Annotated in this window: 18 protein-coding genes; 5 read left to right on the top strand and 13 right to left on the bottom strand. The window is 70.7% G+C overall.

The genetic code is table 11. The features are described 5' to 3' along the window. Positions 1 to 60 precede the first annotated feature (60 nt). Both ACGFNU_RS19580 and ACGFNU_RS19575 read left to right on the top strand, forming a co-directional pair. Complete coding sequence (locus ACGFNU_RS19580; protein ID WP_392595404.1) at positions 61 to 855, top strand: ABC transporter ATP-binding protein; 795 nt, start codon at positions 61 to 63, stop codon at positions 853 to 855. After that, entirely contained in the window at positions 852 to 3,356 is a 2,505-nt protein-coding gene (locus tag ACGFNU_RS19575; protein ID WP_392595402.1) for an ABC transporter permease, read from the top strand. The genes ACGFNU_RS19580 and ACGFNU_RS19575 overlap by 4 nt, the downstream gene beginning before the upstream one ends. A gap of 88 nt (positions 3,357 to 3,444) precedes the next feature. Here the strand turns inward: ACGFNU_RS19575 and ACGFNU_RS19570 are convergent, their stop codons facing one another. From ACGFNU_RS19570 to metH, 11 genes are all read right to left on the bottom strand, one after another. After that, positions 3,445 to 4,389 carry an ABC transporter permease gene (locus ACGFNU_RS19570; protein ID WP_392595400.1) on the bottom strand — a complete coding sequence of 315 codons (945 nt, stop codon included), beginning with the start codon at positions 4,387 to 4,389 and terminating at the stop codon, positions 3,445 to 3,447. After that, positions 4,386 to 5,393 (bottom strand): ABC transporter permease, encoded by a 1,008-nt coding sequence (locus ACGFNU_RS19565; protein ID WP_392595398.1) that lies wholly within the window; start codon positions 5,391 to 5,393, stop codon positions 4,386 to 4,388. Before ACGFNU_RS19565 ends, ACGFNU_RS19570 begins: the two co-directional genes overlap by 4 nt. Beyond that, positions 5,362 to 7,218: an ABC transporter substrate-binding protein gene (locus tag ACGFNU_RS19560; protein ID WP_392595396.1), complete on the bottom strand. Its 1,857-nt coding sequence runs from the start codon at positions 7,216 to 7,218 to the stop codon at positions 5,362 to 5,364. Before ACGFNU_RS19560 ends, ACGFNU_RS19565 begins: the two co-directional genes overlap by 32 nt. Positions 7,219 to 7,385: 167 nt before the next feature. After that, entirely contained in the window at positions 7,386 to 8,447 is a 1,062-nt protein-coding gene (locus tag ACGFNU_RS19555; RefSeq protein ID WP_392596478.1) for an ABC transporter ATP-binding protein, read from the bottom strand. A gap of 140 nt (positions 8,448 to 8,587) precedes the next feature. Continuing rightward, entirely contained in the window at positions 8,588 to 9,649 is a 1,062-nt protein-coding gene (locus ACGFNU_RS19550; protein WP_392596476.1) for an ABC transporter ATP-binding protein, read from the bottom strand. Positions 9,650 to 9,675: 26 nt separating this feature from the next. Continuing rightward, complete coding sequence (locus ACGFNU_RS19545; protein WP_392595394.1) at positions 9,676 to 10,686, bottom strand: ABC transporter permease; 1,011 nt, start codon at positions 10,684 to 10,686, stop codon at positions 9,676 to 9,678. Between the two features lie 82 nt (positions 10,687 to 10,768). Next, positions 10,769 to 12,529 carry an ABC transporter substrate-binding protein gene (locus ACGFNU_RS19540; RefSeq protein ID WP_392595393.1) on the bottom strand — a complete coding sequence of 587 codons (1,761 nt, stop codon included), beginning with the start codon at positions 12,527 to 12,529 and terminating at the stop codon, positions 10,769 to 10,771. A gap of 60 nt (positions 12,530 to 12,589) precedes the next feature. Next, positions 12,590 to 13,585 (bottom strand): ABC transporter permease, encoded by a 996-nt coding sequence (locus ACGFNU_RS19535; protein WP_392595391.1) that lies wholly within the window; start codon positions 13,583 to 13,585, stop codon positions 12,590 to 12,592. A gap of 543 nt (positions 13,586 to 14,128) precedes the next feature. Further along, entirely contained in the window at positions 14,129 to 14,557 is a 429-nt protein-coding gene (locus ACGFNU_RS19530; protein ID WP_392595389.1) for a hypothetical protein, read from the bottom strand. A gap of 216 nt (positions 14,558 to 14,773) precedes the next feature. Continuing rightward, the gene (locus ACGFNU_RS19525; protein ID WP_392595387.1) at positions 14,774 to 15,442 is read right to left on the bottom strand and encodes an HAD family hydrolase; all 669 of its coding nucleotides are present in this window, start codon (positions 15,440 to 15,442) and stop codon (positions 14,774 to 14,776) included. A gap of 28 nt (positions 15,443 to 15,470) precedes the next feature. After that, positions 15,471 to 18,947: a methionine synthase gene (gene metH / locus ACGFNU_RS19520; protein WP_392595385.1), complete on the bottom strand. Its 3,477-nt coding sequence runs from the start codon at positions 18,945 to 18,947 to the stop codon at positions 15,471 to 15,473. Positions 18,948 to 19,108: 161 nt separating this feature from the next. On the opposite strand from metH, the gene ACGFNU_RS19515 reads away from it, so the two are divergent. The 3 genes from ACGFNU_RS19515 to ACGFNU_RS19505 all read left to right on the top strand — a co-directional run bounded on the left by ACGFNU_RS19515 (position 19,109) and on the right by ACGFNU_RS19505 (position 22,173). Further along, on the top strand, positions 19,109 to 19,567 hold the full coding sequence (locus ACGFNU_RS19515) for a universal stress protein (RefSeq protein WP_392595383.1): 459 nt from the start codon (positions 19,109 to 19,111) through the stop codon (positions 19,565 to 19,567). 171 nt (positions 19,568 to 19,738) lie between these two features. Then, positions 19,739 to 20,581 carry a PAC2 family protein gene (locus tag ACGFNU_RS19510; RefSeq protein ID WP_392595381.1) on the top strand — a complete coding sequence of 281 codons (843 nt, stop codon included), beginning with the start codon at positions 19,739 to 19,741 and terminating at the stop codon, positions 20,579 to 20,581. 101 nt (positions 20,582 to 20,682) lie between these two features. After that, a complete protein-coding gene (locus ACGFNU_RS19505; RefSeq protein ID WP_392595379.1) occupies positions 20,683 to 22,173 on the top strand; it encodes a serine/threonine-protein kinase in 1,491 nt (496 codons plus the stop codon). Between the two features lie 31 nt (positions 22,174 to 22,204). Here ACGFNU_RS19505 and mshC read toward each other — a convergent pair whose 3' ends face one another. Then, on the bottom strand, positions 22,205 to 23,446 hold the full coding sequence (mshC, locus tag ACGFNU_RS19500; protein ID WP_392595378.1) for a cysteine--1-D-myo-inosityl 2-amino-2-deoxy-alpha-D-glucopyranoside ligase: 1,242 nt from the start codon (positions 23,444 to 23,446) through the stop codon (positions 22,205 to 22,207). 59 nt (positions 23,447 to 23,505) lie between these two features. After that, the gene (locus ACGFNU_RS19495) at positions 23,506 to 24,450 is read right to left on the bottom strand and encodes an ABC transporter permease (protein WP_392595376.1); all 945 of its coding nucleotides are present in this window, start codon (positions 24,448 to 24,450) and stop codon (positions 23,506 to 23,508) included. Positions 24,451 to 24,453: the final 3 nt, after the last annotated feature.

Raw genomic sequence — 24,453 nt, 5'->3', positions numbered from 1 at the left:
TCCAGGATCGGTCCGATCCAGATCCCTCCACAGACAGATTCCGCAGACAGGGGAGTTCACGTGACGAACACCGCCCCATCCACCGCTGACGCGCACTCCGCGCCCGGGGCGGGCGATTTCGCCGCACGGGCACATCAGATCGCCAAGGTGTACGGCTCCGGCGACGCCCAGGTCATCGCCCTCGACGGCGTGACCGTCGGCATCCCGCGCGGCCGCTTCACCGCGATCATGGGTCCGTCGGGTTCCGGCAAGTCCACGCTCATGCACTGCATGGCGGGGCTGGACTCGGTGGACTCCGGCCAGGTCTTCATCGGCGACACCGACCTGACCCGGCTCAAGGACAAGCAGCTCACCCGGCTGCGCCGCGACAAGATCGGGTTCATCTTCCAGGCGTTCAACCTGGTGCCGACGCTGACGGCGCTGGAGAACATCACGCTCCCCATGGACATCGCCGGCCGCAAGCCCGACCAGCAGTGGCTCGACTCGGTCATCGACACCGTCGGCCTGCGGCCGCGCCTCAAGCACCGCCCGAGCGAGCTGTCCGGCGGCCAGCAGCAGCGGGTCGCCTGCGCCCGCGCCCTCGCCTCCCGGCCTGAGATCATCTTCGCCGACGAGCCCACCGGCAACCTGGACTCGCGGTCGGGCGCCGAGGTGCTCGGCTTCCTGCGCGAGTCGGTGCGGCAGATGGGCCAGACCATCGTCATGGTGACCCACGACCCGTCCGCGGCCGCCTACTCCGACGAGGTGCTGTTCCTGACCGACGGCCAGATCGTCGACAAGATGGCCGGCCCGACGGCCGAGCGCGTGCTCGAGCGCATGAAGGGCTTCGACCAGCCGGGGGTCACGGCCCGATGATGGCCAAGGTCACGCTCCGCAACCTCGCGGCGCACAAGATCCGCCTCGTCCTCACCGCGGTCGCGGTGATCCTCGGCGTGGCGTTCGTGGCGGGCACGCTCATCTTCACCGACACGATGAACAAGCAGTTCGACGACCTCTTCGACCGGGTCGGCAAGGGCGTCGCCGTCGACGTGCGGGCCAAGAAGCTCACCGACGACTTCGACGACGACGGCCTGTCGGCGCAGCCCGTCCCCGGCACCGTGCTGGAGCGGATCCGCGCGATCCCCGGCGTCAAGGACGTCAAGGGCAACGTCAGCGGCTACGCGGCGGTCGTCGGGACGAACGGCAAGATCGTCGGCACCGGGCAGCAGGGCCCGCCCCAGCTGGGCGTCAACTGGACCCCGGGCGGCGACTACGACCTGAAGGAGGGGCACGCGCCCAACGGCCCGGCCGAGGTCGCCATCGACGCCAAGACCGCCGAGAAGGGCAAGCTGAAGGTCGGCGACACCGCCCGGATCGTGGTCCAGGGGCCGCCGCAGCGGCTCAAGGTCGTCGGCCTGATCGACACCGGCAACCTGATGGGCGCCACGGTCACCGCGTTCGACACCGCGACCGCGCAGCGGCTGCTGCTCAAGCCCGGCTTCTACAACGACATCCAGATGGCCTCGTCCGGTCCGAGTGAGACCGAGCTGCGCGACAGCGTCGCGAAGGTCCTGCCGTCCAACCTGGAGGCGATCACCGGGACCAAGCTGCGCGAGGACGCCAAGAGCGACGTCGCCACCATCATGAACTTCTTCCGGACGTTCCTGCTGGTGTTCGCGTTCATCTCGATCTTCGTCGGCGCGTTCATCATCTTCAACACGTTCTCCATGCTGGTCGCCCAGCGCACCCGGGAGCTGGCGCTGCTGCGCGCCATCGGCGCGGCGCGCCCCCAGGTGACCCGGGCCGTCATCGGCGAGGCGGTCGCGGTCGGCTTCATCGGCTCCACGATCGGCCTGGTGGCGGGCGCGGGCCTGGCGCTGATGCTGCAGGGCTTCATGATGCAGGACAGCGCGTCCGGGCTGGTCTTCACCGCGACGCCGGTGATCTGGTCGTACGCCGTCGGCATCGTCGTCACGGTCACCGCGGCCTACTTCCCCGCCCGCCGGGCGGCGAAGATCCCGCCGGTCGCCGCGATGCGCGACGACGTCGCCCTGCCACAGCGCTCGCTGCGGATCCGCATCGCGCTCGGCTCCACGCTGACCCTGCTCGGCGCCGCGCTCATCGCGCTCGGCCTGTTCGGCGGCGGGAGCAACCCGATCGTCCCGGTCGGGGTCGGCGCCCTGCTGGTGTTCGTCGGCGTGGCGATGCTCGCCCCGGTGATCAGCGTGCCGGTGGTGCGGGTGCTCGGCGCCCCGTTCGCCCGCGTGCTGGGCACGCCGGGCCGGCTCGCCCAGCAGAACGCGCTGCGCAACCCGCGCCGCACCGCCGCGACCGCCGCCGCGCTGATGATCGGCCTGGCCCTCATCACCACGGTGAACGTCATGGGCGCCACCATGAGCGCCTCGGTCGAGTCGCAGGTCGACAAGCAGTTCGGCGCCGACTACGTGGTCGAGCCGACCGGCGCGGGCGGTACGGACGCCTCCGCCGTCGCCAAGATCGCCGCGGCACCGGGCGTCGACAGCGCGTCGCCGTTCTACTCGGGCAACGCCAAGATCAAGGGCAAGCGCGCGTTCTACGTGGCGGGCGACATGAAGGTCCTCGCCGACGGCGTGCGCCTCAAGATGGTCACCGGCGGCACCGCCCTCGGCCAGGACGGCATGCTCATCGACGAGGACACCGCCAAGGACAACAAGTGGGCGGTCGGCTCGACGATCGCGGCGTCGTTCCCCGACGGCAAGACGCAGCAGCTGCGGGTCATGGGCGTCTACGAGAAGAACCAGATGCTCGGGCCGCGCGTCGTCGCCCAGCCCGTCTACATGTCCCACACCGCCAAGCCGGCCGTCGACGGCATCGTCGTCGACGCGAAGAACACCGACGCCGCGACCAAGCAGGCCATCGAGCGGTCGGTGGCGGACTACCCGAACCTGAAGGTCTCCGACCAGGCGGCGCTGAAGAAGGACGCCCGCAAGCAGGTCGACCAGTTCATCACGTTCTTCACGATCCTGCTGGTCATGTCGGTCATCATCGCGGCCGTCGGCGTCATCAACACGCTGGCCCTGTCGGTGATCGAGCGCACCCGCGAGATCGGCCTGCTGCGGGCGATCGGCATCAGCCGCCGCCAGCTGCGCCGCATGATCCGGGTCGAGTCGATCGTCATCGCGGTGTTCGGCGCGGCGCTCGGCATCGGCATCGGCATCACGTTCGGCGCCGCGCTGCAGAGCGCGCTGGAGGACCAGGGACTCACGGTGCTCGCCATCCCGTACGGCACGCTCACCGTGTTCGTCGCGGTGGCCGCGATCATCGGGATCCTCGCCGCGCTCTGGCCCGCGTGGCGGGCCGGCCGGATGGACGTCCTGAAGGCGATCTCCACCGAGTGACACCCCGGAGCGCCCCATCCGGGGGCTCGAAAGCGCCCCGCACGGCTCGCCGGCCGTGCGGGGCGCGCCCCTTTCCGACGGGATACGGTCACGCCGGCCGGACGCGCGGGTCAAGGAACGAGTAGGCGATGTCGACCAGGAGATTCGCCACCACCACGCAGAGCGCGACGGCGAGGACGACCCCGAGGATGACCGGTGTGTCCCCCACCGTGATGGACTGCACGACGAGCTGGCCGACGCCCTGCAGGCCGAAGACCTTCTCGGTGACGATGGTCGAGCCGATGAGGACGCCGAGGTCGACGCCGAACTGGGTCACCACCGGGGTCAGCGCGGCCCGGAGGCCGTGCCGGTAGACGACCCGCCGCTCTGACAGGCCCTTGGACCGGGCCGTGCGGATGTAGTCCTCGCCGAGCACGTCCAGCATCGCGCCGCGCGTGAGCCGGGTGTAGCCCGCCATCAGCAGGAAGGCCAGCGCGAGCCAGGGCAGGGTCATCCGTTGCCAGAAGTTCTCCTGGAGCGGCGGACCCGGCTCGAACAGGTGGATCCCCACGTCGCCCGCCTTGCCGAACAGCACGTACAGCATCAGCAGGGACACCACGAACGCGGGCATCGACAGCCCGGCCAGAACGAACAGCGTCGCCAGCCGGTCGGTGAGCGACCGCGCCCGGGTGGCGCTGAGCACGCCGGTGAGGACTCCCCCGGCGAACCACAGCACCGAGGCGCCCAGCACGAGCACGACCGTCGTCTGCAGCCGGTCGGCGATCATCGAGGCGACCGGCGTCCCGTGGACGGAGGAACGGCCGAGGTCGCCCTGGAGCAGGCGGCCGAGGAACGTGCCGTACCGCACGATGAGCGGCTCGTCGAGCCCGAGGTTCGCGCGGATGAGCCGCAGCGTCTCCGTGGTGGCGCGCGGGCCGCCGATCACCCGCGCGGGATCGCCCGCCGCGACGAAGACGAGGAGGAACACGGCGGTGGACACCAGCCAGAGCACGGCGATCCCGGACAACGCCCGCCGGAGGACGAACCGGATCATCTCTTCGCCGCCTTCCCGCGTCCGCGCCGACGCCGGAGCCGGCGTCGGCGTCCGCACACCGGCGGTTCCATGCGCGGATCGAACGCGTCGCGGATGCCGTCGCCGAGGATGTTGAACGCGAACGTGGTCGCCAAGAGCAGCCCGGCAGGGACGAGCAGGAACCACCACGCGGTCTGGTAGTACTCCTGCGCCTCGTTGAGCATGCCGCCCCAGCTGGGCGTGGACGGGTCGACGCCGGCGCCCAGGAACGACAGCGTCGCCTCGAACGTGATGGCCTGCGGGATGAGGAGGGAGGCCATCACGGTGACCGGCGCGACCAGGTTGGGCAGGACGTCCACCAGCATGATCCGTACCTTGCCCGCCCCGAGAGACCTCGCCGCCTCGATGTACTCCTTCTCCTTGATCGACATCACCTGGCCGCGGACGACGCGCGCCATGGCCGCGAACATGAAGAAGGCGATCACGAGGATGGTCAGCGGCACGCTCGCGCCGAACGTCACCGCGATCGCGATGGCGACCAGCAGGTAGGGGAAGGACAGGACCACGTCGACGCCGCGCGCCAGCACCTCGTCCACCCGGCCGCCGAGGAACCCCGCCGACACCCCGGCCAGCACGCCGAAGAAGGTCGCCAGCGCGGTCGAGGCGAGCCCCACCAGCAGCGAGACCCGCGCGCCGTAGGCGGCCCGCACCAGCACGTCCCGGCCGACCGAGTCGGCGCCCAGCCAGAACTCGCCCGACGGCCCGGCCGGCAGGCCGCTCTCGTCGAGCCCGGTCGCGGGGTAGGTGGAGTGGTAGGTGTGGCCGGTCCACGCCGCCCACAGCGGCGCGGTCAGCGCGAACACCAGCATGAGCAGGATGACGCCGACGGAGATCATGGCGAGCCGGTCGGCGCGCAGCCGCGCGAGCGCCAGCGTCCACGGGCCGCGCGCCTGGATCTCCCGGCCGCGAGATGCCGGGCGCCTCCGGGGCCGCTCACGGGGCCAGGCGGATCGTAGCGTAGTCATAGGCCTGGATCGTCGGGATGAACCGCGCGTCACGGACGCGGTCGGAGTGGAAGATGGGAAAGTTCGGGTTGAGGAAGGGCACCACCGCCGCGTCGGCCATGATGAGCCGGTCGGCGCCGTGCCACAGCGCGTCGGCCCTCGCCGGCTCCTCGGTCTGGAGCGCCTGGTCGATGAGCCTGTTGACCTCGGCGTTGTCGTAGGCGCCGTAGTTGGTCGAGTTGGGGCCGTAGGTCCTGCCGTCGAAGAGCGGCTGGATCACCGACCGGCCGTTGTTGCCGTACCAGTCGGGGCTCCAGTTCGGCACGGCGACGTCCCACCGCCCCTCGCGGGCCGCGGACGGCGTGACCAGTGTGCGGCCGTAGAAGGTGCCGTTGCCGTCCGCGACGAGCTGCGCGGTGATGCCGCAGGCCGCCAGGTCGGCCTGCAGCGACTGGGCCACCTTCGGGTTGTGGCCGCTCACCCGGTACGGGAGGCGCAGGGTCAGGCCGCCGCCGTGACCGGCCGCGGCGAGCAGGCTCCTGCACCTGGCCGGGTCGCCCTGGTTCCCGGGCGTCGGGTACGGCTCGAAGCCGTGGTGGCCGACGTTGCCCGGCGGGATCACCTGGCTCAGCGGCTCGGCCACGTCCGGCCCGCCGTAGATCTTCACCAGGGCCGACTTGTCGACGGCGTACGCGATGGCCTGCCGGACCCGCCGGTCGGCCAGCGCCCGGCCGTTGTTCGGGCTCTGCAGGTTGAAGACGAGGAACGGGCTGAGGCTCGGGGCGCGCCGGATGGCGAAGCGGGGGTCGCGGGCCGCCTTGAGCCGGTGGATCGCCGCGACCGGCACCGGCGAGTCCCAGGCCAGGTCGGCGGCCCCCTGTTCGAGTTGCTGCTGCACCCCGACCGGGGTGTCCTGCCCGAGGGTGATCTGGATCCGGTCGACGTGGGCGGGCCGGAGCGGGTCGGCGGCCGCCTGCCAGGCCGGGTTGCGGTCCAGGACGATCGTCGTGCCGGGCGCGTACCGGGTGATCTGGTACGGGCCGTTGGAGATGGTGTTGCGGCGGAACTCGGCCCCGTCGGGGACGTACCGGTCGTACTCGCGCGGCGCGGCCGTCGCGAACTGCAGGCCCAGGATGTCGAGCATGTCCCCGGCCGGGCGGTCGAGCCGGATCACGAGGGTCCGGTCGTCCCTGGCCTTCAGGCCCTCGATGTCGTGACCGTTCTGGAAGGCCGCCATCGCCGCGGCGTCCCCGCCGTCCACCTTGGCGTAGGCGGCGCAGTAGGCCTCCATGCCCGTGATGGTCGAGCGGTAGTAGCCCTGCCCGCCCGACGGCGCGGCCGGGTTGCAGAGCCGTTTCAGGCCGCGGACGTAGTCGCCGGCGGTCACCTCGCGCGGTGGCCGGGTGTTCCACCGGACACCGTCGCGCAGCCTGATCGTGTAGGTCCTGCCGTCGGCGCTGACCCCTCCGTTCCGCCGCGTCGGGAGTTCGCGCGCGACGTCGGGCACGACGGGGATCGTCTCCTCGAACGTGTTGGACGACCTGGTGCGGAACAGCGGCCGGGCGAACATCCGGCTCAGCGAGATCGAGGCGAAGGTGTAGCCGCCCGCCGGATCGAGGTGATCGGGATCGGCGGCGCCCACGATCCGCAGCGTGCCGCCCCGGCCCGCGCCGCCGCCCGCCCCGCCGTCGCAGGCGGCGAGCGCCCCGGCGAGGAACGTCGCCAGCACGACCGTCACGGCCGCCGGACATGCCGGCGTGGCCGTCCCGTACCCCCGTGCCACCGCGCCCCTCCCGCCGACCTCACCACCCAGCCACAGCCGACCTTGCAGGGCGCGGGCCCGCACGGTCCCGTACCTTGACGTATCGTGACCATGCTGTGGCTGAAGGTATATCCAGGACGAAGGTGGGTCAGGCACAAGACACCGGCCCGCGCGGAGTGGTTCCGCGCGGGCCGGTCACCTGCCGCCGGGAGGCGTCGGTGCGCTGGTCGTCAATAATTGCCGGCTGGAGATCAGTCCTTGCCGGCGGGAGAGTCGCCCGGCCCGGGGGCCGAGCTCTGGGTCACCGCGGCCTTGGCCACCAGGTCGGTGGCGCTGACCGTGGTGTTCTCCGGGAAGTGGCACGCGGCCATGTGCCCCGGGCTGAGCTCGGCCAGCGGCGGCTCGACCTGCTTGCAGATGTCCTGCGCCTTCCAGCACCGGGTGTGGAAGCGGCAGGCGGGCGGCGGGTCGAGCGGGCTCGGCACGTCGCCCTGCAGCCGGATCCGGTCGCGGCCCTCGCGCTTGCTCGGGTCCGGGATCGGCACCGCCGACAGCAGCGCGTTGGTGTACGGGTGCATCGGCCGCTCGTACAGGTCGGCCCGGTCGGCGATCTCGACGAGCTTGCCGAGGTACATGACCGCGACCCGGTCGGAGATGTGCCGGACCACCGACAGGTCGTGCGCGATCACCACGTAGGTGAGGTCGAGCTCGTCCTGCAGGTCCTCCAGCAGGTTGACGACCTGCGCCTGGACCGACACGTCGAGGGCCGACACCGGCTCGTCGGCGACGATCAGCTTGGGCCGCAGCGCGAGCGTGCGGGCGATGCCGATGCGCTGCCGCTGGCCGCCGGAGAACTCGTGCGGGTAGCGGTTGTAGTGCTCGGGGCTGAGCCCGACCATCTCCAGCAGCTCCTGCACCGCCGCCCGCTGGCCCTGCTTGGGCTGCTCGCCCTGCAGCCGGAACGCGGCGCCGATGATGCTGCCGACGGTCTGCCGCGGGTTCAGCGACGAGTACGGGTCCTGGAAGATCATCTGAATGTCGCGGCGGAGCGGCCGCATGTCCCGCTGGGACATGTGGGTGATGTCGTGCCCCTCGAAGGTGATCTTCCCGAAGCTGGGCTCCAGCAGCCGCATGATCATGCGGCCGGTGGTTGTCTTGCCGCAGCCGGACTCGCCCACCAGGCCGAGCGTCTCGCCCTTGCGCACCGAGAACGACACGCCGTCGACCGCCTTCACCGCCCCGACCTGGCGCTTGAAGACGATGCCCTGGGTGACCGGGAAGTGCTTGCCGAGGTTCTCGACGTCCAGCAGCACCTCGCCCCGGGGCTTGACCGCGGTGGCCGCGGTCGCCCCGGCCGGGGCGCCCTCGGGGGCGGGCGCGGCGGCGGCCGCGTCCGGGCGGGTGTCCTCGGGCTCCGGCGCCCGGTTGTCGGATTCGCTCACGTTGTCCCCCATCACAGCTTGGGCGCGATCTCGTCGTTCCAGATCTGCCGGCGCTTCTCGGCGGGCAGGTGGCAGGCCACCCGGTGGCCGGGGGCCGCGTCTCGCAGCTCGGGACGCTCTTGCGTGCTCTTGCCGCCGTTCAGTTCAGCGTAGGCGCAGCGCGGGTTGAAGGCGCAACCGGACGGCAGGTTGATGAGGCTAGGCGGGGTGCCCTTGATCGGCAGCAGCCGCTCCGAGCGCTCCCGGTCCAGCCGCGGCATCGAGCCCAGCAGCCCCCAGGTGTAGGGGTGCTCGGGCGCGTGGAAGACGTCGTCCACCGTGCCGTACTCCACGCACCGGCCGCCGTACATCACCAGGATGTCGTCCGACAGCTCGGCGACCACCCCGAGATCGTGGGTGATCATGATGATGGCGGAGTTGAACTCGCGCTGCAGGTCCCGCAGCAGGTCCAGGATCTGCGCCTGCACCGTCACGTCCAGGGCGGTGGTCGGCTCGTCGGCGATCAGCAGCTCCGGGTCGCAGGACAGCGCCATCGCGATCATCGCGCGCTGCCGCATGCCGCCGGAGAACTGGTGCGGGTAGTCGTCCACGCGCCGGTCCGGCTTGGGGATGCCCACCCGGCCGAGCATGTCGATCGCGTGCTTGCGCGCGACCTTCTTGGTGACGTCGTTGTGGATCCGGTAGGCCTCGATGATCTGGTGCCCCACCGTGTAGAAGGGGTGCATCGAGGACAGCGGGTCCTGGAAGATCATCGCCATGTTCCGGCCGCGCAGCCGGCGCACCTGCTCCTCGCTCGCGCCCACGAGCTCGGCGCCGTCCAGCCAGATCTCCCCCGAGACCCTGGCGTTGCGCCGGTTGTGCAGGCCGAGGATGCCGAGGCTGGTGACGCTCTTGCCGGAGCCGGACTCGCCCACGATGCCGAGCGTCTTGCCGCGTTCCAGCTGGAAGCTCAGCCCGTCGACGGACTTGACCAGGCCGTCGTCGGTCGGGAAGTGGATCCGCAGGTCGCGCGTCTCGAGGAAGGCGGCCGGCGGCCGGGAGCCCACGGGCTCGGCGGCCGTGCCGTTGCGCATCTCGGTGTCCCGCTTCTTGCCCGCCATCAGGCCAGCCTCACTCTCGGGTCGGCGACCGCGTACAGGATGTCCACCACCAGGTTGGCGATGATCACGAACAGGCCGGTGGCCATCGTGACGCCGAGGGCGACGGGCAGGTCGCTGCGCGTGATGCCCTGCAGCATCAGCTGGCCGAGCCCGGCGAACGAGAACGTGGTCTCGGTGATCACGGCGCCGCCCAGCAGCAGGCCGATGTCCAGGCCGAAGATCGTGATGATGGGGGTCAGCGCGGACCGCAGCCCGTGCCTGGTGATGACCGCCCGCTCAGGAAGCCCCTTGGCCCGGGCGGTGCGGATGTAGTCCTCGCCCATGGTCTCCAGCATGCCCGCGCGGGTGAGCCGTGCGTACATCGCGGCGTAAAGGAACGCCAGCGTGATCCAGGGCAGGATCAGGGCCTGCGCCCAGGTGGCCGGATTGTCGAGGAACTCGTGGTACCGCGGCGTCGGCAGCAGCTTGAACTGCCGGCAGAAGAGCCAGATGGAGACCAGGCCGGTGAAGAACATGGGAAGGGAGACGCCCGCCAGCGCGGCCGACATGGACGCGCGGTCGAAGACGCTCCCCCGCTTCAGCGCCGAGATGACGCCGATGGTGACGCCGGCCAGCAGCCACAGGACGGCGGCGCCGATCGCGATCGAGAAGGTGATCGGCGCGCGGTCGAGCAGCAGGTCCATGACCGGCTCGTTGGTGCGGTACGAGTACCCCATGCACGGCGCGGGACACTCGGTGATGCTCGTGCCGAACTTGTACTCCTGGCCGACGAAGATGCCCTGGACGAACTCCCAGTAACGGACGAGGAACGGGTCCTCGAGGCCGAGCTTCGCCTTGACGCCCGCCAGGCCCTCGGGGGTGACCTCCCGGCCCAGGTAGCGCGCCGCCAGGTCGTCGGTCGACTGACCCGCCAGCTTCGGCAGCAGGAAGAAGATGCCGAACGTCACCAGGCTGATGATCGCCAGCAGAAGAACGGCGACCAGTAGACGCCGGATGATGTATCGGATCACTTCGAGCGGCGGTGGGGACCGGCGCGGCGCGTCCTGTAGGACGCCGCCGCGCCGGTCACCTCTGCCTTCACCTCTCTCAGAATTACTTGGCGAGCCCGAGGTTGGCGTAGTCGATCATGCCGGAGTAGCCGTAGTTGATGAACACGTTCGTCATCTTCGGGTTCCGGTAGTAGAGGTTCTTCGCGTACAGCATCGGGACGATCGACGCGTCCTCCATGACGGCCTTGTCGATCTCCGCGTAGACCTTGTTGCGCGCGGCCTCGTCCTTCAGCTGCACGACCTCCTTGAACTTCTTGGCGATGTCCGGGAGGTCGATGTGCGAGATGTTGGAGCTACCGGTGCCCTTGAGCGCGCCCGGGTCGGTGATCTGCTGCAGGAAGCCGAAACCGCTCGGGAAGTCGGCCGCCCAGCCGTAGACCATCAGGCCGAGCTGGTTCTTCTTGACGAACTTCGGGTCGCCGACCACACCGCCGGTGTAGCCGTCCTCCGGGTAGTTCTTGATGTTGACGGTGATGCCGACCTTGGCCAGCGCGGCCTTCACGGACTCGGCCGCCGCCTTCTCCTTGGGCCGCTCGGTGCGGTAGGAGATGTTGGTGGTGAAGCCGTTCGCCTTACCGCACTTCTGCAGGTGCTCCTTGGCCTTGACCGGGTCGCCCTTGCCGCCGTTGTTCGGGTAGAGGTCGAACTTCTCGTGCGCCTTGAGGCTCGGCGGCATCACCGTGGAGGCGATGTCACCACCGGTGGTGCCACCGTAGGCGGCCTGGTAGCCGGTCTTGTCGACGGCGTACTGGACCGCGATGCGGCAGTCCTTGTTGGTGAACGGCTCGACCTGGCGGCTGATGGCCGTGTACCAGAGGAAGCCCGAGTTGGGGTTGTCGGCGTTCTTCTTCAGCTCCGGGTCGGAGAGGATCTTCGACCGGGCGGCCGCGTTGACGCCGTTGCCCTGCACGTCGACGTGGGCGCTGCCATCGATCTGGCGGTTGTCGACCTCGTCGGCCGCGACGCCCAGCTGCACCTCGATGTTGTCGAGGAGCTGCTTGCGGTTGGGGTCGCTGGTGTCCCAGTTCGGGTTCTTGCTCAGCTTGATCGACTTGCCGGGCTCGTAGCTGTCGAGCTTGTACGGGCCGGTGGACACGACGCCCTTGGCGTAGTTCACGCCGCCCTTGGCGCCGGCGTCGGCGGCCGCGGGGACCGGAGCGGTCTGCGGGATCGTGGCCAGGTAGTCGAACTCGGCGAAGGGGGCCGCCAGCTTGAAGACCACGGTCTGGTCGTCAGGGGTCTCGACGCCCTTGAAGTTGTCGAGGTTGGAGTCCTTGTACGGGCCCTTGTAGCCGTTGGGGTTGTACAGGTACTGCCGGAAGTAGACCGGGCCCTTCTCCATGACCTCGGGCGAGTAGTTGCTGCGCGCGACCGCGTACTTCACGTCCTTGGACGTGACCGGCGTGCCGTCGGAGAACTTGATGCCCGGGCGCAGCTTGTAGGTCCAGGTCTTCAGGTCCTTGCTCGGCTGGCCGAGGCCCGTGGCCAGGTCCGGCGTGATCTCCAGGTTGCCCTGGCCGCCGACCGACTTGAAGGTCACCAGAGTGCGCGCGTAGAGGCGGCTGAAGTTCCACGCCGTGGCGTAGTACATGTTGCCCGGGTCGGTCGAGTCGAAGTCGCCCGTCCGGAGCATCTGGAGGGTGCCGCCCTTGGCGTCGCTCGGGTTGACGATCGCCTTGCTGCCCTGGTCGAAGACGCCGTTGCCGCCGCCTTCCTCATCCCCGCCGCCGCAGGCGGCGAGCACGAGGGCGGCGCTGACGCCGGCCGCCATGACGGCGATGCCCCTCCGTGTCGTTCTTCTCATTGTGTTCGCTCTCCCTTGTGCGTTCGGTCGAGGTTTCTCGAGGGACAGTGGTTGAGGGGGTCAGCGCGAGGACCGCGGGTCCAGCGCGTCCCGGAGGCCGTCGCCGAAGAGGTTGAAGGCCAGCACGGTGATGAAGATCGCCATGCCCGGGAAGAACATGAAGTGCGGCGCGACCTCGTAGACCTCCTTGGCCTCGTTCAGCATCCCGCCCCAGCTGGGGGTGGGCGGGATGATGCCGACACCGAGGAAGGACAGCGACGCCTCGAAGATGATGTTGGTGGGGATCATCAGGGTCGCGTAGACGAGGATCGGCGCCCACAGGTTGGGCAGCAGCTCGCGGAACAGGATGTAGGGCGCCCGGGCCCCCATGCTGCGGGCGGCGTCGACGAACTCGCGCTCGCGCAGCGACAGGGTCTGGCCGCGGATGATGCGGCCGATGTAGGGCCAGCTGAAGAACCCGATCACGAAGATCAGGAACGCGACCCGCAGCCCGTTGCCCTCCAGCCCGAACGCGCTGTTCGGGAAGACGCCGACGAGGGCGATCGCGAAGAGCAGCAGCGGGAAGGCCAGGAAGATGTCCATGGCGCGGGCGATGAGGGTGTCGACCCAGCCGCCGAAGTAGCCGGCGATGACGCCGAAGAAGACGCCGAGCACGACCGCCAGCATCGTCGCCAGGAACGAGATCAGCAGCGAGTACTTGGCGCCGTTGACGATCCGGCTGAACATGTCCCGGCCCGCCGGGAGGTCGACGCCGAACCAGTGGTCGGCGCTGATGCCCGAGTGCATGATGCCGGTCTTGGGCCGCGACAGCGTCGGGTCGATCAGGTTGTTGTGCGGCTCGTTGGGGTCGCCCACCAGGAACGGCCCCACGATCGCCATGACGATCAGCAGCACCACGAGAATGCCGCCGGCCATGGCGACCTTGTCGCGCTTGAGCCGGAGCCAGGCGATCTGCCCGAGCGACCGGCCCTGGATCGCCTTGCGCTCGACGCCCGCAAGGACGGCCTCAGGCTGGGCCTCGGCCTCAGACCCGGTCGTCTCGATCGGTGCGGTCACGCTCCGTACCTCCTGCCGTTCGGCCTGTTGGCCACTCCGCCGCCGACCCAACGTCATGCGGCTGCGGAGATCGTCCGCTGCCCGTGCCCGTTACGCCGTGTTTGCTGGAGGGAAACCTAGTCCTTCGGGCACGACTGTCCATCGCGTGTGGCGGCCTCTGCTAGTACCCGTATCTGACTTGTGATCTCGTCGTCATCTTGGGCACACGTGACCTGCACAACACGCGGGACAAACCGCCCAGATATTACGTAGCCGGACGAGGTACTCCACGTGGAAACGCCGTGGGGACCGGGAAGCTTTACCGATCTGAGTCCTATCTGAGACCGATCCTCCGCAGGTCAACGGCGGTGGCCACAGAAAAACAGGCCAAGCGTAGCTTGGCCTGTTGATCGACTGAGATCGGGGGCGGGGGAAAGCGGCCCGGCGGCCGCCGCCGGGCGGCCGCGCGGCGCCCGCGAAAGGTGCCCGCCGGGACGGCGTGACTCATGGGAACGTACGTGGCCGCCGGGTCCGGTGGTCACCCGGCCCGGCGGTCACGGACCGTTATTTGATGCCGCGGTTGCGAAGGATGTCCTCGATCTCGGCGAGGTCGGGATCCAGCGCGGCGGACGCGCCGCCGCCGGACCGCTCCACGGCGCCCTTGGCCCGGCTCTGCTTGGCGGCCTTCGGCGCCTTCTTGCCCTTGCGTTTGCCTTCGGCAACCGCCTCGCCGGACTCGGCGCGGCGGCTCAGCATCACGCCCGAGGTCAGGTAGAGCACGACCGCCAGGCCCGCGAGGACCACGCCGGCCCATTTCACCGGGCTGAAGACCAGCCCGGTCACGAAGTCGGTCACGCCGGTCATCGCCAGCGCGGCGGGCACCAGGGACAGGGCGGCGCCGCGCATGCCCGAGGCCGCCCCCCGGCGCTTGTACACACCCCAGCTGATGACCAGCCCGAGCAGGGTGATGCCATAACTGATCAACTCGATCATGCGGGCCCCTCAATCCGTGCGGTAGTGCTCTCCCCCATGGTCACACGTCCGGAACGGAAGGCCACTCCTCCGAGCGGACGGTTGTCGGCCGGGCCAGGTCATCCGCAAGCGTGACCTGTCCCCTAGGGCTCAGGCGTGAGCCCACCCGCATGATCACCCCGGGAGGTATCAGGGACCGTCACATGGCCGCTGAGGGCCGCCGCTGATCGTCTCCGCTCAGTGGCCGTCTGAGACCAACGAGGCCAGGAACGGGAGGTCGACTTCGCGCAGCGAGGTCACCGGCGTGCGGCGCGGGGCGGGCGGCGCGGGCACCACTCCCGGGACCGCCACCGTCGCGCAGCCGGCGGCCCGCGCGGAGGCCAGGCCGGTGGGCGAGTCCTCGATGGCCACGCACCGCGCGGGGTCGGCGCCGAGCAGCGCGGCGGCGGTCAGGTACGGCTCGGGATGCGGTTTGGTGTGCGTCACCTCGTCGCCGACCACCGTGACCGCGAACAGGTCACGGCCGATCGCGTCGAGCACGGGCTCGGTCAGCGCCCGGTGGCTGGAGGTGACCAGCGCGACCGGGACACCGGCCTCGTGCAGCCCGCACAGCAGCTCCTTGGCGCCGGGCAGCAGCGGGACGTGCGTCGAGAGCAGCTCGATCATGCCGTCCAGCATCCACCGCCCGACCTCCTCCGCCGGGACGTCCGTGCCGGTCTTGGCGACCATGTAGGCCGCGGCGGCCGCCAGCGAGCCGCCGACCAGCTGCCGCTGGTCGGCCTCGGTCCAGGTGCCGCCGAGCCGTGCCACCACGTCGCTCTCGACGTCCAGCCAGAGCCGTTCGGAGTCGATCAGTGTCCCGTCCATGTCGGCCAGTACGGCCTGCAGTCCCCCCGCCGGGTTCACGCGGCTCCTCTCGTTCGGGGTGCGGTGCTCAGGTGTTGAAGTACTTCGCCTCGGGGTGGTGGACCACCATCGCGTCGGCGGACTGCTCGGGGACGAGCTGGAGCTCCTCCGACAGCGACACGCCGATCCGCTCGGGCTTGAGCAGCCGCACGAGCGTGGCGCGGTCCTCCAGGTCGGGGCAGGCCGGGTAGCCGAAGGAGTAGCGGGCGCCGCGGTAGCCCAGCTTGAAGAAGTCGTCGATGTCGTCGGCGTCCTCGCCGCCGAAGCCGAGCTCGGACCGGATCCGCGTGTGCCAGTACTCCATCAGCGCCTCGGTGAGCTGGACCGACAGGCCGTGCAGCTCCAGGTAGTCGCGGTAGGCGTCCTTGGCGAACAGCTCCCCGGTCGCCTCGGCGACCTTGGACCCGACGGTGACCAGCTGGAAGGCGGCCACGTCCGTCTCGCCCGACTCGCGCGAGCGGAAGAAGTCCGACAGGCACAGGTGCCGGTCGCGGCGCTGGCGCGGGAAGGTGAACCGCTCGCGGTCCGACCCGTCCTCGTTGAGGATGACCAGGTCGTTGCCCTCGCTGACGGCGGGGAAGTAGCCGTAGACGACCGCGGCCTCGATGAGGCCCTCGGTCTGGATGCGGTCGAGCCACATGCGCAGCCGCGGCCGGCCCTCGGTCTCGACGAGGTCCTCGTAGGAGGGGCCCGCGCCGCCGCGCGCGGGCTTGAGGCCCCACTGCCCCATGAACGTGGCGCGCTCGTCGAGGAAGGCCGTGTAGTCGGCCAGCGGGATGCCCTTGACGATGCGGTCGCCCCAGAACGGCGCCGAGGGCACCTTGTTGTCGGCCGCGACGTCGGACCGCGCGGGCATGTCCTCGGGCTCGGTGACCTTGAGGGTGGCGCCCTTCTTGACCCGGCGCTCGCGCAGCGGCGGCAGCGAGGCGCCGTCCTCGCCGCGCTTGACGGCCATGAACGCGTCCATGAGGCGCAGCCCCTCGAACGCGTCGCGGGCGTAGCGGACCTCGCCGTCGTAGAGCCCCGCGAGGTCCTGCTCGACGTACGCCCGCGTCAGGGCCGCGCCGCCGAGCAGCACCGGCCACTCCGAGGAGAGCCCGCGGGAGTTGAGCTCCTCCAGGTTCTCCTTCATGATCACGGTCGACTTCACCAGCAGGCCGGACATGCCGATCACGTCGGCGCGCTCGTTCTTGGCGGCCTCCAGGATCGACGACATCGGCTGCTTGATGCCGAGGTTGACGACCTCGTAGCCGTTGTTGGACAGGATGATGTCGACCAGGTTCTTGCCGATGTCGTGGACGTCGCCCTTGACCGTGGCGAGCACGATGCGGCCCTTGCCGCCGTCCTCGCTCTTCTCCATGTGCGGTTCGAGGTAGGCGACGGCGGTCTTCATGACCTCGGCGCTCTGGAGCACGAACGGCAGCTGCATCTGACCGGAGCCGAACAGCTCGCCGACGGTCTTCATGCCGTCCAGCAGCACGTCGTTGACGATCTCCAGGGCGGGCCGCTGCTCGAGGGCCTCGTCCAGGTCGGCGTTGAGGCCGTCCAGCTCGCCGTCGATGATGCGGCGCTTGAGCCGCTCCCACAGCGGCAGCCCGAGCAGCTCGGCGGCCCGGTCGGCCTTCATCGCCGCGGTGTCGACGCCCTCGAACAGCTCCATGAACTTGATCAGCGGGTCGTACTCCCCCGCCCTTCGGTCGTACACCAGATCCAGAGCGACCTTGCGCTGCTCCTCGGGGATCCGCGCCATCGGCAGGATCTTGGAGGCGTGCACGATCGCCGAGTCGAGCCCGGCGTCCACGCACTCGGCCAGGAACACCGAGTTGAGCACGATGCGGGCGGCCGGGTTGAGGCCGAACGACACGTTCGACAGGCCGAGCGTCGTCTGCACGGTCGGATGGCGGCGCTTGAGCCCGCGGATCGCCTCGATGGTCTCCAGGGCGTCGCGGCGCGACTCCTCCTGGCCGGTGCCGATGGTGAACGTGAGGCAGTCGACGATGATGTCCTCGACGCGCATGCCCCAGGTGCCGGTCAGCTCCTCGATGGTGCGGACGGCGATGTCGACCTTCCGGCCGGCCGTGCGGGCCTGGCCCTCCTCGTCGATGCACATGACCACGACGGCGGCGCCGTGCTCGCGCACGACCGGCATGAGCCGCTCCATCTTGGAGCCGGGGCCGGCGCCGTCCTCCAGGCTGACCGAGTTGACGACGGCGCGGCCGCCGAGCATCTCCAGCCCGGCCTCCAGCACCGGCGTCTCGGTGGAGTCGAGCACGATCGGCAGGGTGGCCGCGGTGGCGAACCGGTAGGCCAGCTCCTTCATGTCGGCGACGCCGTCGCGGCCGACGTAGTCGACGCACAGGTCGATCATGTGGGCGCCGTCCCGGGCCTGCTCCCGGGCGATCTTGACGCAGTCGTCCCAGCGCTGCTCCAGCATCGCCGTGCGGAACGCCTTGGAGCCGTTGGCGTTGGTGCGCTCGCCGATCGCCAGGTAGGAGGTGTCCTGGCGGAACGGGACATGCTGGTAGAGGGAGGCGGCGCCGGCCTCCGGGCGGGCGCGGCGGTCGGCCAGCTCGCGGCCGCGCACGCGCTCGACGACCTGGCGGAGGTGCTCGGGCGTGGTGCCGCAGCAGCCGCCGACCAGCGACAGCCCGAAGTCGCGGGTGAAGGCGTCGTGCGCGTCGGCCAGCTCGCCCGGCGTCAGCGGGTAGTGGGCGCCGTCGGCGGTCAGCTCCGGCAGGCCGGCGTTGGGCATGCAGGACAGGCCGATCCGCGCGTGCCGGGCCAGGTAGCGCAGGTGCTCGCTCATCTCGGCCGGGCCCGTCGCGCAGTTGAGGCCCAGCAGGTCGAGCTCCAGCGGCTCCAGCGCGGTCAGCGCGGCGCCGATCTCCGACCCCATGAGCATGGCGCCGTTCTGCTCGATGGTGACCTGGCCGATCAGCACCGTGTCGGCGCCGGCCGCCTTGATCGCGCGCTTGGCGCCGATCAGCGCGGCCTTGGCCTGGAGCAGGTCCTGGCAGGTCTCCACCAGGACGGCGTCGGCGCCGCCGGCGATCAGGCCCTCGACGTTGCGCTGGTAGGCGTCGCGGAGGAGGGCGAACGGCACGTGCCCGAGGGTGGGCAGCTTGGTGCCCGGCCCGACCGACCCGATCACCCAGCGGGGCCGGTCAGGTGTGGCGTAGGCGTCGGCGACCTCGCGGGCGATGCGGGCCCCGGCCTCCGACAGCTCCTCGATCCGCTCGGTGATGTCGTACTCGCCGAGGTTGCCGAAGTTGGCCCCGAACGTGTTGGTCTCGACGCAGTCGACGCCGGCGTCGAAGTAGGCCTCGTGGACCGCCCGGACGATGTCGGGACGGGTGACGTTGAGGATCTCGTTGCAGCCCTCGTGCCCCTGGAAGTCGTCCATGGTGGGGTTGCGGTCCTGGAGCATCGTGCCCATGCCACCGTCGGCCACGACGACACGCTGTTGGAGGGCCTGACGCAGGGACTGTGGGTGGGGAGAGCTCATGGTGCCCCACCTTATCCGGGTCGGCCGGCTCTCCCTCGCGAGCGTCCGCCTCCTGGGACCACTGCGACGCACGTCACGCACGGAACGAGATTGACCCGTGACGCGAGGGTCATCAGACCGATAGCGTGCCCCCCTGAAACTACTCCCCGGTAAGGAGCGGCATGAGCGCGTACCGCACCATTCTCGTCGGCACCGACGGCTCTGACACCTCGTTCCGCGCGGTCGACAGGGCCGCCCAGCTTGCCGCCGCCACCGGCGCCACGCTGCTGCTCGCCTCCGCCTACCACCCCATGCCCACGCGCGAGCGCCTCAGCGCCTCCGACCGCCTGGGCGACCTCGCCTACAAGGTGCAGGGCTCGACCCCGGCCGAGGACGCCCTGCGCGCCGCCCGCGAGCGCGCGGTCGCGGCGGGCGCCAAGGACATCGACGAGCTGGCCGTCGAAGGCGACGCCGTCGACGTCATCGCGCGGGTCGCCAAGGAGCGCGCCGCGGACCTGGTGGTCGTCGGCAACCGCGGGCTCAACAGCCTGGCCGGACGTCTCTTGGGCTCCGTCCCGGCGAACCTTTCGCACCGTTCGCCCTGCGACATCCTCATCGTCCACACCACGGACGGCAAGTGACCGAACTGTAATCGGCTCCACCCGGCCGCGGGGGGTCTGGGCGGCGGGACGGTGGGGTAGGTCCCCCTCAGGACGTAGGCTGACAGCCACCGATCTTGAGCGGGCCCCGGACCCCCCGGGAATGCCGCCCCCCTCGGTGACGCTGTACCCGACGTCGGAAGGAGGCAGCGCGTGGTCGAGCTCGAAAGCGTGCCGGAACTCGTCGACCCGGTGCTCGTGGCCGCTTTTGAAGGGTGGAACGACGCCGGGGAGGCGGCCAGCGGGGTCATCCAGCATCTCGAGACCATCTGGGACGCGGTCCCCATCGCCGAGCTCGATCCGGACGACTACTACGACTTCCAGGTGACCCGGCCGATCGTCGAGATGGTCGACGGCGAGAGCCGCGGCATCACCTGGCCGACCACCCGGATCTCCTGGGCGCGGCTTCCCGCGGGCCGCGACGTGGTCCTGGTGCACGGCATCGAGCCCAACATGCGCTGGCGCTCGTTCTGCCGCGAGCTGGTCGGACTGATGATCCAGCTCGGCGTGGAGAACGTCGTGCTGCTGGGCGCGCTGCTCGCCGACGCCCCGCACACCCGCCCGGTCCCCGTCACCGGCGCCGCCTCCGAGGCCGGCCTGGTCACCACCCTCCACCTGGAGCCCGCCCGCTACGAGGGCCCGACCGGCATCCTCGGCGTGCTGCAGGACGCCTGCGGCAAGGCCGACCTGAGCACCGTGTCCCTCTGGGCGGCGGTGCCGCACTACGTCGCGCAGCCGCCCTCGCCCAAGGCCACCCTCGCGCTGCTGCGCCGCGTCGAGGACCTCCTGGACGTCACCGTCCCGCTCGGCGAGCTGCCCGAAGAGGCGCGCGCCTGGGAGAACGGCGTCAACGAGCTCGCCGAGGAGGACTCCGAGGTCGCCGAGTACGTGCGCACGCTGGAGGAGCAGAAGGACGCCGCCGAGCTTCCCGAGGCCAGCGGCGACGCCATCGCCCGCGAGTTCGAGCGCTACCTCCGCCGCAGAGACGCCGGCTAGCGAGGCGATGCCGCCTTCGCCGCTTTGGCGGATGGATGCCATGTCCGCGGCATAGGTGGCATTATGCGTCAGGTCCACTGAGACGGACCAAGGGGAACGTCGTGCCGGAGGCTCAGCCGCTGCTGCCGCACGATCCCAGGCTGCTGGGGTCGTACGCGCTGGTGGGACGGCTGGGGGCGGGCGCCCAGGGCACGGTCTACCTCGGCAGGGGCCCGGACGGGCAGCCGGTCGCGGTCAAGCTGCTGCGGGTGCAGTTCGACGACGACGGCGTCGCGCGGACCCGGTTCATCCGTGAGGCCGAGGTCGCCAAGCAGGTGGCCCGCTTCTGCACCGCGCAGATCCTCGACGCCGACACGATCGGCGACAGCCCGTACCTGGTCAGCGAGTACGTGGCGGGGCCGGCGCTCAGCGACCAGGTGGCGCGGGCCGGGCCGCTCACCGGCGGCGCGCTGGACCGGCTGGCGGTCAGCACCGCCAGCGCGCTGGCCGCGATCCACGGCGCCGGCATCGTGCACCGGGATCTGAAGCCCCCCAACGTGCTGCTCGGGCCGGACGGCCCACGGGTGATCGACTTCGGGCTGTCCCGGTTGCTGGACGCGGCCAGCGTGGTGGGCGACAAGGCCGTCGGCACGCCCGCCTACATGGCGCCGGAGCAGATCACCGGCGGCCCGGTGGGCCCGGCGGCGGACGTGTTCGCGTGGGGCGCCACGATGACGTTCGCGGCGACCGGCCGGCCCCCGTTCGGCGTGGACTCCATCTCGGCGGTGATCCACCGCGTGCTGCACCAGGAGCCGGAGCTCGGCGGGCTCGACGGCCGCCTGCGCCGGCTGGTGGCGGCCGCGATGTCCAAGGACCCGGCGGCCAGGCCCACCGCGGCGCAGCTGATGCTCCGGCTGGTGGGACACGAGGCGGCGGTCCAGCCCGATGACACCGCGGCCACCCGGATCGACGGCAGGCCGGTGCGGGACGTCGCGCCGCCGCTCCGTCCGGACGATCCCGAACGGACGGCCGATCCTCAGACGACCTCGCCCATCGTTCCGCCGCGCAAGCGGCGCAGGTTCGCCGCCGCGGTCGCGACGGGGGGAGCCGCCGCGCTCGTCGGGGCGGGCGGGTTCACGTTCGCGGCCTGGCCGGACCGGCCGGAGCGGAGCGATCGGGATCCGGTCGTGGCGGCGCAGGGCGGCGGACGGGTCGCCGAACGGACCGTCTCGCCCGGGGCGAAGACCAGGAGGCACGCGAAGGAGAGGGCCAGGGGCGACGCCCGGGAGAAGGTCTCCACGACGCCGCCGGGCTCGCCGAGCGGCAGTCCCACGCCGTCCGGCAGTCCCACCACCGGCACCCCGACGCCGAAGCCGGCGCCCGTCCGGCTCGGCTCGCCCGATCCGGACCGGTACTGCAAGACGGGGGACGCCGAGCAGTCGGCCAACTTCCGGAGCGGCCAGTGGTACTGCGTCCACGACACGGGGATCGGGGTCGACACGGTGATCACCATGACGCAGGTCTGCCGGTCGCAGTGGAGCCCGCTCGCGGAGGCCAGGCTGAGGGGCGACGCGGCCACTCCCGGCGACTGGGAGTGCTACGTCGTCAAATGAGCCCGCCTGCGGCGGTCGCGCCCGCTCCTGATCAGAGCCGGACGCCGAGCAGGGCGTCCACGAGGGCGCGGATCTGACCGGGAGCGGCCGCGTCGCCGGCCTCGCCGGCGGTGGCCCGCTCGGCCCAGCGGTCCACCGCGACCAGCGCCGCGGGCGCGTCCAGATCGTCGGCCAGGTGACGGCGCACCGCGTCGGCCGGCTGCGCGGCGGGCGGCCCGGCCGGACGCCGCACGGCCTCGCGCCACCGGTCCAGGCGGGCCTGCGCGGCGTCGAGCTGGCCGGCGGTCCACTCCCAGTCGGACCGGTAGTGGTGGGCGAGCAGCCCCAGCCGGATGGCCATCGGGTCGGCCCCGGACCGCCGCAGCTTGGAGACGAAGACCAGGTTGCCCTTGGACTTGGACATCTTCTCGCCGTCCAGCCCCACCATGCCCGCGTGCACGTAGGCCTTGGCGTGCGGCCGCTCGCCGGTGGCGACCTGCGCGTGCGAGGCGCCCATCTCGTGGTGGGGGAACGCCAGGTCCGAGCCGCCGCCCTCGACGTCGAACGCCATGCCCAGTTGCTCGATGGAGATCGCGGAGCACTCGACGTGCCAGCCGGGGCGGCCCTTGCCGAAGGGCGAGTCCCAGCCGGGCTCGCCGGGCCGCTGGGCCAGCCACAGCAGCGCGTCGAGGGGGTCCTTCTTGCCGGGCCGGTCGGGGTCGCCGCCGCGCTCGGCGAACAGCGGCATCATCCCGGCGCGGTCCAGGCGGCTCACCTGGCCGAAGTCGGGGTCGGCGGCCACCGGGAAGTAGATGTCGCCGTCCACCTCGTACGCGGCGTCCTTGGCCCGCAGCTTCTCGATCATCTCTACGATCAGCGGGATCGACTCGACCGCGCCCACGTACTGGTCCGGCGGCAGCACTCGCAGCGCGGTCATGTCCTCGCGGAACAGCGCGATCTCCCGGTCGGCGAGCTCCCGCCAGTCCTGGCCGGTCTGCTGGGCACGCTCCAGCAGCGGGTCATCGACGTCGGTGGCGTTCTGCACGTAGTGCACGGTGTGGCCCAGGTCTCGCCAGACGCGGTTGACCAGGTCGAACGCGAGGTAGGTGTTGGCGTGCCCGAGGTGGGTGGCGTCGTAGGGCGTGATCCCGCAGACGTACATCCGCGCCGTCTCACCGGGCCGGGTGGGCTGGACCGACCCCGTCCCGGTGTCGTGCAGGTGCAGCCGGAGCGCCGGAGCCGGCAGTCCGATGTCAGAAAGGCTGGGCACTTCGGGTGCAGGCCACGATCGCATACGGAAAAGCTTATCTGCGTCCTACACGTGACAAACCTCGCGGGCTTGCCTCCCTGGATTCACGTGAGGCGGACCCTCGGGTCGAGGAACGAGTAGCCGACGTCCACGAGCAGGTTGGCGACGATCACGAACAGCGTCACCATCATCGTCACCCCGATGATCACCGGCGTGTCCCCCACCGCGATCGATTGGTAGACCAGCTGCCCGACGCCCTGGAGCCCGAACACCTTCTCGGTGACGATCGTCGAGCCGATCAGCGCGCCGAGGTCGATGCCGTACTGGGTGACGACCGGGGTCAGCGCGGCCCGCAGCCCGTGCCGGCAGGTCACCCGGAGCTCGGACAGGCCCTTGGCGCGCGCCGTGCGGATGTAGTCCTCGCCCATCACGTCCATCATCGAGCCGCGGGTGAGCCGGGTGTAGGCGGCGACCATCAGGAACGCCAGGCCGAGCCAGGGCAGGATCATCCGCTGGAGGAAGTGCTCCTGCAGCGGCGGGCCGGCCTCGAAGAACCGGAAGCCCAGCTCGCCGAGTTTGGTGGAGAACAGGTAGAGCAGGAACAGCGCCATCACGAACGGCGGCGTGGACAGGCCGATGAGCACGAAGACCGTGACCAGCCGGTCGCGGACCCCGCGCGCGTGCGTGGCGCTGAACACGCCGATCGCGACACCGCCGGTGAACCAGATGACCCCGGCGCCGAGCACCAGGTAGAGCGTGGTCGGCAACCGGTCGGCGATCAGGGCGGTCACCGCCGTGTTGTTGATGTAGGAGAAGCCGAGGTCGCCCGTGAGCAGCCGCTTGAGGAAGTCCCAGTACTGGACGAGCACGGGCTGGTCGAGACCGAGGTTGTGCCGGATCAGCGCGAGCGTTTCGGTGCTGGCCCGCGGCCCGCCGATGGTCCGCTCGACGGCGACCGGCGACAGTTGCAGCAGCGCGAAGACCAGCGTGGCCACGAGCCAGATCACCAGGATCGCGTAGAGCAGGCGGCGGACGATGAAGCGCGGCATCCC

The organism is Spirillospora sp. NPDC048911, assembly GCF_043198015.1.
Taxonomy (GTDB): domain Bacteria; phylum Actinomycetota; class Actinomycetes; order Streptosporangiales; family Streptosporangiaceae; genus Spirillospora.
Note: the sequence above shows the minus strand (reverse complement) of the source record. Positions and strands in the feature narration are given on the sequence as shown.